Source organism: Metabacillus dongyingensis (assembly GCF_019933155.2).
Taxonomy (GTDB): domain Bacteria; phylum Bacillota; class Bacilli; order Bacillales; family Bacillaceae; genus Bacillus_P; species Bacillus_P dongyingensis.
Map to the genome: position 1 here is coordinate 718746 of NZ_CP082944.1, position 12830 is coordinate 731575.

The following is a 12830-nucleotide window of genomic DNA, read 5'->3' on the forward strand; positions in this document are numbered from 1 at the left end:
GGGAAACGATGAATATTTTACTTGTATGTTCAGCAGGAATGTCGACCAGCATGCTGGTGACAAGAATGGAAAAAGCAGCGGCGGAACTAGGGGTTGAAGCAAAGATTTGGGCAGTTTCCGGTGACGCGGCAAAAGAAGAAATGAAACAGGCGGATGTTGTTTTGCTCGGTCCTCAAGTAAGATTTTTGCTGAAAAATATGAAAGCGATTGCTGATCCGCAAGGTATACCGGTCGAAGTCATCAATTCCATTCAGTACGGAATGATGGACGGCAAGGCTGTCCTTGAGACTGCTGTAGGCTTAGCGAAAAGATAGATTCTATATACTTTGAGATTGAGGGTGAAAGATGATGATGGAGTTTATTGAAAAGTATATTCTTCCCGGTGCTGTTAAATTTGGAAATAACCGTCATTTATTAGCGATTCGCGATGCACTTATTGGTATGATTTCTATAACGATGATCGGATCGTTTGCCGTCCTGTTTAATAATTTAGGCGCAGCCATTCCGCCTTATCAAAAAATGATGGTATGGATTTTCGGGGATACGTGGACAACTCTTGGCGGAGATATATGGTGGGGCACCTTTGCATTCATGACAGTCTTTGCTGTCGTTGGAATTGCCTATAAACTTGCAAGGTCCTATGATGACGATGGATTTGAGGCAATGCTTGTTGCACTGGCATCATTTTTCGTCCTTGTTCCGCAAGTTGCAAAAGTAACACTGACGATTGCAGATAAACCTGAAACAGGGGACGCATGGGGCTTTATCAGCAATACGTATTTAAACTCTACTGCTTTGTTTACAGGAATCGCAGTTTCTCTTCTTGCAACAGAAGTTTTTGTCAGATTGGCCAGAGTGAGGTTTTTAATCATCAAACTTCCAGATGGTGTACCGCCTGCAGTTGCAAGAGCCTTTGCAAAGCTCGTTCCTGGAATGATTACCATTTTTGTGTTCGGTCTTGCCGGTTTGCTATTCAGAAAGGCAACAAATGGCATGTATTTAAATGACTGGCTGAACCAAGTACTTGTTGCACCGCTTACAAATGCAGCCGATTCTCTGCCGTTTGCCATTTTACTTGCGTTTTTTATTCATGCTTTTTGGGCAATTGGTTTACATGGCCCGAATATTCTTGGAGGAATTACAACGCCTTTATTTACACAGCTTGGAAACAAGAATATTGACCTGGCTGCTGCCGGGGTTGATGATCTCAGCAAATATGCTGTTATGGCAGGTCCATATTTCGATGCCTTTGTTTTCTTGGGCGGATCAGGAGCAACTCTTGGACTATTAATTGCCTTGCTTGTTGCATCAAAAAAGCGCAAGCAAATCGTAGCCCTCGGCATGCCGCCGGGAATCTTCCAGATTAACGAACCCGTCTTATTCGGATTGCCGATTGTGCTGAATCCAATCTGGCTCATTCCATTTATCTCAACACCAATTGTCCTGACGATTACATCTTATTTAGCCATAGACATTGGTCTTGTCCATCCTGTTGTTACGAACATTCCTTGGGTTACACCTCCGATTATCGGCGGCTACCTTGCAACAGGCGCCCATTTATCAGGAGCCGTTATGGCAGGAATCAATCTCGTTATCTCAATTGCTATCTATCTGCCATTTGTCATCATGCAGGAGCGGATTGATACGAAAAAAATAAAAGAACAAACAGCAGCGGACAATAACAATTTATCTGTTTAATGAAAGGGAGGAAGCACGACCATGACAGCAAGCATTTCAATTGAACAAACGGCCTTCCAAATCATTCTTCACAGCGGCAATGCACGCAGTTCACTAATAGAAGCGATGCAATATGCAAGAGAAGGAAAATTTGAAGAAGCGGAAGCATGTTTTGAATTGGCAAAAAAAGAGCTGACAGAGGCTCATCATTCTCAAACGGGACTTATTCAAGAGGAAGCGCGCGGTCAGAAAGCAGAAGTGTCCATCCTTTTAGTGCATGCCCAGGATCATTTGATGAATACAATCACGGTCCGCGAGCTGACACAGGAGATTATCTATTTGCACAAAAAGATTGAAGAAAAAAACTGAAAAAAGAGTGAAGGAGAACGAACTGTTAACGCGCGGATGATTCCTCTTTTTTAGCCCAATCCTGGATTTGGGTACTCATAGGGTGCGTATGATGCCTCTTTTTTGGCTCTATCCAGGATTTGGATACTCATAGAGTGCGAATGCTGCCTCATTTTTGGCCCCATCCTGGATTTGGGTACTCATAGGCTGCGGATGATTCCTTTTTTTTGGCTCCATCCTGGATTTGGGTACTCAAAGGGTGGGAAAGCTGCCTCTTTTTTGGCTCTATCCTGGAATTAGGTACTCAAAGGGTGCGAATGCTGCCTCTTTTTTGGCTCAACCTGGATTTGGATACTCATAGAGTGCGGATGATTCCTCTTTTTTGGCAGAATCCTGGATTTGGGTACTCAAAGGGTGCGGATGCTGGCTTTTTTTTGGCTCCATCCTGGATTTGGGTACTCATAGAGTCCATATGATTCCACTTTCTTGGCTCAACACTGAATTTGGGTACTCAAAGGGTTGGAATGATTCCTCTTTTTTGGCTCAACACTGAATTTGGGTACTCAAAGGGTTGGAATGATTCCTCTTTTTTGGCTCAACACTGAATTTGGGTACTCAAAGGGTTGGAATGATTCTTCTTTTTTGGCTCCATCCTGGATTTGGTTACTCATAGGGTGCGGATGATTTCTTTTTTCTGACTCAATCTTGGATTTGGTTACTCATAGGGTGGGTATGATTCCTCTTTTCAGGCTCTATCTTGGATTTGGGTACTCAAAGGGTTGGAATGATTCCTCTTTTTTGGCACAATCCTGGATTTGGTTACTCATAGGGTGCGGATGCTGGCTTTTTTTTGGCTCCATCCTGGATTTGGGTACTCATAGGGTGCGGATGATTCCTTTTTTTTTGACTCAATCTTGGATTTGGGTACTCATAGGGTGCGGATGATTCCTTTTTTTTGACTCAATCTTGGATTTGGTTACTCATAGGATGGGTATGATTCCTCTTTTCAGGCTCAATCTTGGATTTGGGTACTCAAAGGGTGGGAATGATTCCTCTTTTTTGGCACAATCCTGGATTTGGTTACTCATAGAGTCCATATGATTCCACTTTATTGGCTCAACACTGAATTTGGATACTCATAGAGTGCGAATGATTCCCCTTTTTTGGCACAATCCTGGATTTGGGTACTCAAAGGGTGGGAATGCTGCCTCTTTTCAGGCTCCATCCTGGATTTGGTTACTCATAGAGTCAATATGATTCCTCTTTTTTGGCTCAACACTAAATTAGGATACTCATTGCGGGCGTCCCCGTTCTTTTTTAAAGGAATAGGGAAATAAAAGTTTTTATGTATTGATGTCTAGTTTGCCCAGCTCCTTTGCCAGAACTCTGTCATGTCAAAGCTAAACGGGCACTTGCGCTTTTCTAATTAATTTTAATGAGGTGAATGGGATGAAAATTGTAACGATTGGCGGCGGTTCAAGCTATACACCGGAATTAATTGAAGGATTTATCAAACGCTGGAGCGAGCTTCCTGTGTCGGAAATCTGGCTCGTTGACATCGAAGCCGGCAAGGAAAAACTGGAGATTGTCGGACAATTGGCCAAGAGAATGATTGAAAAAGCAGGACTTCCAATAAAGGTTTCATTAACAACAGATCGGAGACTTGCACTGAAAGGAGCGGATTTTGTAACCACCCAAATGCGTATCGGCTCCATAGATGCCCGAATATTGGATGAGAAAATTCCGCTTAAATATGATGTGATCGGTCAAGAGACAAATGGACCGGGCGGGTTATTTAAAGGGCTGCGAACCATCCCGGTGATTCTTGATATTTGCCGCGATATGGAGGAGCTCTGCCCTGATGCCTGGCTGATCAATTTTACAAATCCTGCAGGAATGGTGACAGAAGCTGTATTAAGATACAGCAAGATTACGAAAGTTGTAGGGTTGTGCAATGTACCGATTGGCATGAAAATGCACATAGCTAAAACCCTGAATGTTGAAAGCGGGAGAATCCATATTGATTTTGCAGGATTGAATCATATGGTATTCGGATTGCGTGTATATTTAGATGGGAAGGACAAAACAGCTGAAGTCATTGATAAGCTGATTGCTGGGGAGAAGCAAATGTCGATGCAGAACATTGCTTCCCTTGAATGGGAACCGCAATTTTTGAAAGCACTGCAGGCCATTCCATGCCCATATCACCGCTATTATTATAAAACAAGAGAAATGCTGCAGCAGGAAAAAGAAGAAGCTGCCGTAAGAGGATGCAGGGGAGAAGTTGTGAAACAGCTTGAGAACGATTTGTTCGAACTTTATAAGGATCCAAACTTATCGATTAAACCTCCGCAGCTGGAAAAGCGGGGAGGAGCTTATTACAGTGATGCAGCCTGCAGCCTGATCAATTCAATCTATAACAACAAAGGGGACATTCAGACTGTAAATGTCCAAAACAAAGGAGCCATTACGGGTCTTTCATATGAATCTGCTGTAGAAGTGGACTGTATCATTACAAAAGAAGGTCCGAAGCCGATTGCAATGGGAGAGCTCCCAGTTGCTGTAAACGGACTTGTTCAGCAAATCAAATCGTTTGAGCGGACGGCGGCAGAGGCAGCAGTTACAGGCAGCTATGAAACGGCTTTGCTCGCCATGACTATTAATCCCCTTGTTCCTTCTGATCGTGTGGCCAAGCAACTCCTTGATGAAATGCTGGAAGCGCATAAAGAACACCTTCCGCAGTTTTTCAAAGAAGCATCTTATCGTTAATGGTATTTTTAGAGTTTGGTATTGGCGAAGAAAATGGGGTCTGTCATTTTTTAAAAATAACGATGTGAAAACAGGTTTTATTAGAAGACAGGAGGAGTCTTATGCCTCATTTTATTATCAATGCAGATGATTTTGGCTATTCACGGGGTGTAAATTACGGAATCATTGATGCACATACTGACGGCATTGTAAATTCTGCGACAATGATGGTGAATATGCCTGGTGCACAGCACGCCGTTTCGCTTGCTAAGGAGCATCCCGAGCTGCAGGTTGGCATTCACTTAACACTCACTTGCGGGAGGGCTGCAAGCGATCAAGTACCTTCTTTAATAGATGATAACGGCTACTTTAAGATTAAGAATGATTCTAACCAGAATCAGAATATAAATGCTGCCGAAGTTGAGATTGAATGGGAGACGCAAATTCAGCGGTTTTTGTCATTTGGCCTTGCTCCTTCTCATCTTGACAGTCATCATCATGTTCATTCATGGCCAGTACTAGAACAGGTTATAATGAATCTGGCAAATAAGTATGATTTGCCGGTAAGGCGTTTTTGGGAAGGGGAAAAGGAAGGACTGCAAGCATTCTCTGATGTATTTGTGCATACTTTTTACGGGGATGATTTAAGTCCGGATTATTTTACGGAGTTGAAAAAATCATATCAAGGGGATATTCGTGTTGAAATCATGTGTCATCCTGCGTATATTGATGAAGCTCTATTAAAGGGTTCTTCCTACTGCTTGCAGAGAAGCAATGAACTGTCTATATTAATGGCAGCTCGACGTATATAGCTTGCAGATCAAGAGCAAAGTGCCCAAAGGAAACTAATGAATGTGATATGTGCCGAAAAGTGTATTAAGAAGTGAGTGATTTTGAGAAAGAAGAAACTTCAAAAGATACAAAGAAAAGCTGAAGAATCACTTCAGCTTTTTTGTAGTCTAAAAATCAAATGAGGTAATCTTACAGCGGGATTCTGCATATAGCTTCCGTGCGAACGGCGTCAGAGGAAAATGTGAATCGTGTGTGAGGAAACGTCAAATAGTGATAGCTGTAATTTATTACAAAAAAAGTAGAGTTTAAATTGACATAAAAATCAAATAAAACATCGTTGACAAATACAATAGACTTTACACATACTAACCATATTAGTTGAGGGAAATAAGAATGATTATCTCTAATGTTATAAAAGGAATCCAAGATTATCTATTAAATTTCTAAGGAGTTAGAAAATGGAAAAACCACTGTTTGATATTCCGTCAAGTACCTATTCAATGTTAAGTGAGACCGAACGTTATCTTCTTGAATATATTCACAAAAATTTAAATGATATTGCAACTATGTCGATTGTCACACTAAGTGAGCGTGCAGCTGTTTCTACGGCAACTATCGTAAGGTTAATGAAGAAAATAGGTTACAATGGCTACACTTCTTTTAAGTATAGATTAAAACAGGATAAGAAAATGGTTGATTACGATGATCAGCTTGGTGATATTGATGTTTCAATTAAGCAAGCGATAAAGAAAAATGAGGAAGAAGTTCTTAGAACGATTCAGCTTCAAAGCATCGGACAAATTGAGGATGCTGTACAGAAGATATACAATGCGGAAAAGATTTATATCTTTGGCCGCGGCTTCTCGGAAATGCTGGCCAAAGAAATGACGGTCAAGCTTCAGGTATTGGAAAAAACGTGTGAGAACCACGATGACCCGAACATTATAAGAATCAAATCTCGTAAAATGGAGAAAAATGAACTGGCTATTTTCATTTCGTTAAATGGTGAAACTCCAGAGCTCGTTGAAGCTTGTCAAAATCTAAGCATGAAACAAGTTACTACAATCACTCTAACCACCCGGATCGATTCAACTTTAAGCAAGCTATCTGATATGACATTACTAGGGTATAAGAGCGACCAATCTCTATTTCCAGAATATGAAGTTCGCTCACGTCTCTCACTCAATGTCATTGCTCGGATTCTTCTTGATGCCTATGTGATTCGTACTAGGAATAAATAATTTCAAGCCCTTCAAATTACAAGATTTGAGGGCTTTTTTATGTGGTGAGCTAAATCAGAGTTCATATTCCCAAATCGCGGATGTTCAATAATCCGGTTGGGGTTATCCTAAATGATGATACTTAAGGAAATTCAGATAGTGAAATACGAGTAAGAAAGGCTTTACATAATCTGAAAACATTTTCAGAAATAAACATGAGATACTTTCCTTATCAACAAATGAAGGAAGGTGAAGCAACCGTGCTTTATACATGCACCATGAACACTGCCATTGATTTGTACGTAGCGGTTGATGAATTAAAACCAGATACAGTAAACCGCACGCACGATGAGGATTACCAGCCGAATGGTAAAGGGGTCAACGTATCAATCATGCTAAAGCGCTTAGGTATTGAAAGTGTTGCTTTAGGGTTTATCGCTGGGTTTTCTGGTAGATATATAGAAGAATCATTACTGGAAATGGGCATTAAGACTGATTTTGTCAAAGTCGATGGCATTACACGCATTAACGTTTTTATAAATTCAGAGAATGAATACAAACTCGTTAATCAAGGACCGATGATTGAGCAAAAAGAGCAAGAGATCCTTCTGAAGAAAGTGAAGGAGATCCCTGCTGGCAGCATGCTCATTGTCTCGGGGAGTCTTCCAAAAGGTGTGTCTGATTCCATTCTCGTTGACATCGCCAAAATTTGCAGCAAACATGACGTGAAGCTCGTTCTTGATTCAAGTGTGTGCACAGTAATCGAAACGCTTGAGTATAAGCCATATTTGCTGAAACCAAATGAGGAAGAAGTAGCCAATCTATTTAATAAGGCTCATCCACTTTCAGAGACAGAGCTTATTGAATGCGGGAAAGAGCTTCTTAAACAAGGAGCTCAGAATGTAATTATCTCAAGAGGAAAGGATGGAGCCCTTTATTTTTCACAAGAAGATTTGTTAAAAGCCACGTCACCACAAGGACAAGTTGTCAATACTGCTTGCTCGGGTGATGCAATGCTTGCCGCCTTTATCGGTAAGCGTATGCAGGAAAATTCTTTGGAAGACGCACTCGCTCATGCCGTTGCAACAGGTGCCTCTACTGCTTTTTCAAAAGGGCTAAGTGATTTAGCCGATATACCATCTCTTCTTAATCAAGTAACCATTTCAGCTTATAAGGGGGCATAACCATGGGACGCAAAAAAATAATAGCCGCAACTGGCTGTCCGACCGGAATTGCACATACATTCATGGCTGCTGAAGCGTTAAAAAAAGCAGCTGCTAATCTAGATGTTGATATTAAAGTCGAAACACATGGTCAAGTTGGAATTGAAAATGGTTTAACAGAACAGGATATTCGCGAAGCAGATGGAGTTATTGTCGCTGCAGATAAGGATGTTAATACGGACCGTTTCCATGGCAAACGTCTAGTAGAAGTACCGGTTGCACGAGGCATTCGTGCACCAAAAGACTTAATCAGCCAAATCTTAAATGAAGAAGCGTCTGTTCACTATGTTAGCGGTTACACAAAAGATAACCAGAAAGAATCGCCGAATTCAGCTGGAAAGGAAACATCATCAACTAATTCAGGCAGCAATAAAAAATGGCTGCATACCATCTATAAAGATCTTATGAACGGTGTCTCTCACATGCTCCCATTCGTTGTCGGAGGGGGAGTGCTCATTGCACTTTCGTTCTTGTTTGGAATTTATTCATCTGATCCCAATCATGAACAGTACAACCAGTTTGCCGCCTTATTAAATAAAATCGGCGGATTAAGTTTTAGCTTAATGGTTCCAATTCTTGCGGCTTTTATCGCTGAATCCATTTCAAAGCGTCCAGGTATGGTTGTTGGTTTTATCGGAGGTCTTCTTGCTAACCAAGGAGGAGCTGGCTTTCTGGGTGGGATAATTGCCGGTTTTCTAGCCGGTTACCTTATTATTTTGTTACAAAAGCTGTTGAAAAACATGCCAAAATCTTTAGATGGATTGAAATCAATTTTCTTGTATCCAGTCTTAGGTATTTTCCTGATTGGTGCGATTATGACACCGATTCTTGTCCCTGTTACAGGTTTAAATGAAGGAATGATGGCCTTCTTAGCCTCTGTACAATCATCTAATCCGCTTCTTCTTGGGATTATTGTTGGAATGATGTCTGGCTTCGACATGGGCGGTCCCTTTAACAAGGCGGCTTACGTAACTGGAACCGCGTTATTATCTGAAGGCAATCTTTACTTTATGGCTGGTGTATCTGCGGCTTGTATTGCACCGCCGCTTATTATTGCCTTTGCTACAGTGTTTTTCCGTAAGTATTTTACGAAAGATGAAAGAAATGCAGGAATGATTAACTTTATTTTAGGATCTACGCACATCACAGAAGGAGCGATTCCATTTGCGGCAAAGAATCCAGTTGTCGTCATTCCGATTATCATGCTAGGGTCTTCAATTGCTGCCATTATGACATATATGTTTGGCGTACAGGTCCCAGCTCCACACGGAGGGTTTTTAGTTCTTCCAGTAGTGACAGGCGCCATCCAATGGGTGTTTTCCATTCTGGCAGGTTCCATTATCGCAGCCGTAATTTATGGCTTGTATCGTAAAAAAATAGCCAAAAATATCCCAGTAGAGGAGTAATTAATCATGACAAATTTGATCCAGCCAAATTTTATTCAATTACAGGCTACAGCTTCATCGCAAACAGGTGTCTTTCAATGCATAGCGGACATCGCTGTTCAAAATGGCATTGCCACATCAGCAGATGAGGTTATTAAAGGCTTACAAACTCGTGAAGCTCAAAGCACAACTGGCTTCCAGGATGGCTTTGCTATCCCGCACACACAAACAGCAGCTGTAGTAAAGCCTGCCATAGTAATTGTTCGTACCGAAACGGGTATTGATTGGGAATCATTTGACGACCAGCCAGCTTTTTTCTTTCTTTCTCTTCTGATTCCGAAATCAGAAGCTGGCACAACACATCTACAAGCATTGTCATCTCTATCACGGGTTCTCATGGACGAAGACAAACGACAAGAACTGCTGGATGCGAAAACCAATGAAGCACTGGCTGCATTCATAGAAAAAGCAATCAGGGAGGAAAACTAAAATGGCTCTTTTATCAACAACATCTATGCTAGAGAAAGCAAAGCAAGATAAACACGGCATTGTCGCATTCAATGTTCATTCGTTTGACAGCATCTTTTGGGTACTAGAAGCAGCAGCCGATTTAAAATCACCAGTCATTCTGCAAACAACTGTTGGTACAGTCAAATCACTTGGTGCCAAAAACATTGTTGAAGTTGCAAAAGCTGCTTCCGAACATTTCAATATTCCAACAGGCTTGCATCTTGACCATTGCACAGACTTTGAAGTAATTAAAGAAGCCATACGGGCTGGCTATACATCAGTCATGATTGATGCATCGATGCATCCTTTTGAAGAGAACGCAGCCCGGACAAAAGAAGTAATGAATCTCGCTAAGTCACTGGGTGTTAATGTAGAAGCAGAGCTTGGAAAAGTAGGCGGAGTAGAAGATGATATCGTTGTAGCAGAGGAAGATGCCGAAAAAGCAGTACCAGGAGAATGTAAGCAGTTTGTAGAACTGACTGGCGTTCCAACACTTGCACCTGCAATCGGTACTGCACATGGCATATACAAGGGGAAGCCGGATCTTGACTTTGACCGAATTGCAGAGATTGCTAATCTTGTAGATGTTCCCCTCGTTCTCCATGGCGGCTCTGCAATTCCTGATGAAGACGTACGCCGCTGTGTATCTCTGGGTATGGCAAAAGTCAACGTATCAACAGAACTGAAAAATGCTTATTCAGCAGCTATTCGTAAACATTTTGAACAAGAGCCGGACAGCCTAGACCCGCGTGCTTACTTGCAAAAGGCTAAAGAGGCAGCAATAGACATGGCAAAATCCAAAATTCAAATGGTGGGAAGCGAAGGCAGAGTAGTTCCATCGTTTGTATAAGACAAGATCAATGTATAGATCGGCGTAAATGCGCTATGAAAAGGTATGAGGAAAAAAAGCCGATTGTTCGTATGAATAGGACAATCGGTTTTTGGTTTTAACAAAGACTAACGTAAGGAAGGGTTATCATATGAAATTAATTGCCGTTGATTTGGATGGAACACTGTTGTCAGAAGATTGTTCAATTAGCCAAGTAAACAGGGAGGCAATTCATGAGGTTCAGAAGCAAGGGAATATTATTGTCATATCCTCTGGCCGTTCTTTTCATGATACAAAGCAAATTCTTCAAAAAGCTGGTATAGAGTGTCCAATCATATCGGGGAATGGGGCTATTTCATTCCATACAGAAAAAATTATTCAAAACTTTTCCCTTCCTGTTAATGTCATATCGGAAATGATGGAAATTTTAGATGAAACCAATTTTTACTACGAGATATATACAAGAAACGGTATTTTATTAAAACAGGATGGAAGAGACCTGTTAAAAAAGGAAATCAAATATATGCAAGAGCAAGAAACCGGTTTTCCTGAGGAATGGGCTTATGGTGAAATTGATATTCAATACAATCAACATGGTTTGCTTCATGTTCCCCACTATCAAGATATAGATTTTACCCATTTAGAGGTATACAAATTATTTGTTCTATCCTTCGATAAATGTAAACTCATTAAACTCCTGGAAAGGGTATCGGGAAGAAAAGATATATCAATTACGTCTTCAGGAGGTACAAAACTTGAAATTGGCCACTTGGATATAAGCAAGGGGAATGCATTAAAATTCATGGCAGATTATTTGGGGATCCCTTTAGAAAAAACAGTTGCAATAGGTGATAACTTGAATGACCTTTCTATGTTTGATGTTGCTGGAATGAGTATAGCGATGGGGAATGCTGTAGAAGAGGTAAAAAAGAACGGTACTTTTATTACGAAAAAACACAATGAAAATGGGGTAGCATTTGCTTTACGAAAATATATTCTTGCATAACAATCTTCTACCCCCTAAATGCCTGTTTTAAATATTGAAGAAAACTATAGGCAACATACGAAATAACAAAAATAAACAGGGTATATAGCTGGGTCCAAACCAAATTCTCTGTAATGTTTTTCAGTTCTAAAATATTTAACCCCAAATCAATTATTTTTATGAAAAAAACATGAATAATATAAATACCGAGAGCATTGCTGCCAATTTTCGTTAAAAACAAACCCTTTCCTAACTGTTTGTTATTCAGTGCAAAGGAAAATAAAAACACGGTTAGAAAAATTGTGGATAAAAAATATTCTCCATGACTGCCTGATAATATCTTTTCTAAAATGTAGCCCTCCATCACTTGCAGAACTGAAAAAACAAAAAATAAGTATAAATAAATATTTTTGTTTATTTTCAGGGGTTTCATAAATTGTGAATGAAAAGCAAAGCAAAATCCCAAAGTTGTATAAAATAAACCGAAGAAAATGGCATCTCTTGTACTTAGTGGAATTTTGTAAAATATTGAATAGGATTGTCCGAAAAGGCCTATTAAGTTCGAAATAAAACAAAGTGTAAACAGCACATTTATTTTTTTTAGTCTGAAAAAAATAAACACAATGATGATACTCCAAATTAAGGACGTTAAAAACCACAATTGATATCCGCTAGTCCCTTTGCCATAATACAAAAGATTCAGCATTGTAAATTCATCAAAATACTTCATTAATTTCTGGTTTACATTAGAATCACTTAGATATATGACGAGAACATCGTATATTGTATAAAAAATGAGCCAGCAAACGTAAATTTTAACTATTTTTATAACATACTTTTTGAAATATACAACAGACTCACTGGTATTTACTATTTTAATTCCGAACAAATAACCTGAAGCGGCAAAGAAAAAAGGAACAGCGAATCTAGAAAGGTTATCAAGAATAAACAATCCAATCTGACTATCTAATGGGAAAGTATGTATCACTACTACAGCAAAGATCGCAAAAAATTTTATAAAGTCTATTGCATAATTTCTCTCCATTATTTAACCCCTTCGTTTTAAGCTTTTACCTTGTTTTAGAATTGTCTTATTATTTACTGATATTGCTT

At 40.0% G+C, this 12830-nt stretch carries 12 protein-coding genes; 11 read left to right on the top strand and 1 reads right to left on the bottom strand.

The features are described 5' to 3' along the window. Window positions 1-8: 8 nt before the first annotated feature. The 11 genes from K8L98_RS03740 to K8L98_RS03790 all read left to right on the top strand — a co-directional run bounded on the left by K8L98_RS03740 (window position 9) and on the right by K8L98_RS03790 (window position 11738). The gene (locus K8L98_RS03740) at window positions 9-314 is read left to right on the top strand and encodes a PTS sugar transporter subunit IIB (RefSeq protein ID WP_223439804.1); all 306 of its coding nucleotides are present in this window, start codon (window positions 9-11) and stop codon (window positions 312-314) included. A 34-nt stretch (window positions 315-348) separates the two neighbouring features. After that, entirely contained in the window at window positions 349-1698 is a 1350-nt protein-coding gene (locus K8L98_RS03745; protein WP_223439806.1) for a PTS sugar transporter subunit IIC, read from the top strand. Window positions 1699-1731: 33 nt separating this feature from the next. Beyond that, the gene (locus tag K8L98_RS03750; protein WP_275976755.1) at window positions 1732-2046 is read left to right on the top strand and encodes a PTS lactose/cellobiose transporter subunit IIA; all 315 of its coding nucleotides are present in this window, start codon (window positions 1732-1734) and stop codon (window positions 2044-2046) included. 1419 nt (window positions 2047-3465) lie between these two features. Then, on the top strand, window positions 3466-4794 hold the full coding sequence (locus K8L98_RS03755; RefSeq protein ID WP_223439810.1) for a 6-phospho-beta-glucosidase: 1329 nt from the start codon (window positions 3466-3468) through the stop codon (window positions 4792-4794). 101 nt (window positions 4795-4895) lie between these two features. Beyond that, on the top strand, window positions 4896-5585 hold the full coding sequence (chbG, locus tag K8L98_RS03760) for a chitin disaccharide deacetylase (protein WP_223439812.1): 690 nt from the start codon (window positions 4896-4898) through the stop codon (window positions 5583-5585). Window positions 5586-6023: 438 nt separating this feature from the next. Next, window positions 6024-6806 carry a MurR/RpiR family transcriptional regulator gene (locus K8L98_RS03765; RefSeq protein ID WP_223439814.1) on the top strand — a complete coding sequence of 261 codons (783 nt, stop codon included), beginning with the start codon at window positions 6024-6026 and terminating at the stop codon, window positions 6804-6806. 239 nt (window positions 6807-7045) lie between these two features. After that, window positions 7046-7969, top strand: a complete 924-nt coding sequence (pfkB, locus tag K8L98_RS03770; RefSeq protein WP_223439817.1) for a 1-phosphofructokinase — start codon at window positions 7046-7048, stop codon at window positions 7967-7969. 2 nt (window positions 7970-7971) lie between these two features. Beyond that, window positions 7972-9414, top strand: coding sequence for a PTS fructose transporter subunit IIC (locus K8L98_RS03775; RefSeq protein WP_223439819.1), 1443 nt, complete (start codon window positions 7972-7974; stop codon window positions 9412-9414). Between the two features lie 6 nt (window positions 9415-9420). Next, a complete protein-coding gene (locus tag K8L98_RS03780) occupies window positions 9421-9882 on the top strand; it encodes a PTS sugar transporter subunit IIA (protein WP_223439821.1) in 462 nt (153 codons plus the stop codon). Between the two features lies 1 nt (window position 9883). Then, entirely contained in the window at window positions 9884-10753 is an 870-nt protein-coding gene (locus K8L98_RS03785) for a class II fructose-bisphosphate aldolase (RefSeq protein ID WP_223439824.1), read from the top strand. Between the two features lie 130 nt (window positions 10754-10883). Continuing rightward, window positions 10884-11738 carry a Cof-type HAD-IIB family hydrolase gene (locus K8L98_RS03790; protein WP_223439826.1) on the top strand — a complete coding sequence of 285 codons (855 nt, stop codon included), beginning with the start codon at window positions 10884-10886 and terminating at the stop codon, window positions 11736-11738. Window positions 11739-11745: 7 nt separating this feature from the next. On the opposite strand, the gene K8L98_RS03795 is transcribed toward K8L98_RS03790, so the two are convergent. Then, window positions 11746-12762, bottom strand: coding sequence for an acyltransferase (locus K8L98_RS03795; RefSeq protein ID WP_223439828.1), 1017 nt, complete (start codon window positions 12760-12762; stop codon window positions 11746-11748). Window positions 12763-12830: the final 68 nt, after the last annotated feature.

What these genes read in the sequence shown, in the direction of transcription:
- K8L98_RS03745 (WP_223439806.1), top strand. Translation starts at nt 349, where the DNA reads ATGATGGAGTTTATTGAAAAGTATATTCTTCCCGGTGCTGTTAAATTT.
- K8L98_RS03765 (WP_223439814.1), top strand. Translation starts at nt 6,024, where the DNA reads ATGGAAAAACCACTGTTTGATATTCCGTCAAGTACCTATTCAATGTTA.
- K8L98_RS03740 (WP_223439804.1), top strand. Translation starts at nt 9, where the DNA reads ATGAATATTTTACTTGTATGTTCAGCAGGAATGTCGACCAGCATGCTG.
- K8L98_RS03795 (WP_223439828.1), bottom strand. Translation starts at nt 12,762, where the DNA reads ATGGAGAGAAATTATGCAATAGACTTTATAAAATTTTTTGCGATCTTT.
- chbG (WP_223439812.1), top strand. Translation starts at nt 4,896, where the DNA reads ATGCCTCATTTTATTATCAATGCAGATGATTTTGGCTATTCACGGGGT.
- K8L98_RS03775 (WP_223439819.1), top strand. Translation starts at nt 7,972, where the DNA reads ATGGGACGCAAAAAAATAATAGCCGCAACTGGCTGTCCGACCGGAATT.
- K8L98_RS03780 (WP_223439821.1), top strand. Translation starts at nt 9,421, where the DNA reads ATGACAAATTTGATCCAGCCAAATTTTATTCAATTACAGGCTACAGCT.
- K8L98_RS03785 (WP_223439824.1), top strand. Translation starts at nt 9,884, where the DNA reads ATGGCTCTTTTATCAACAACATCTATGCTAGAGAAAGCAAAGCAAGAT.
- K8L98_RS03790 (WP_223439826.1), top strand. Translation starts at nt 10,884, where the DNA reads ATGAAATTAATTGCCGTTGATTTGGATGGAACACTGTTGTCAGAAGAT.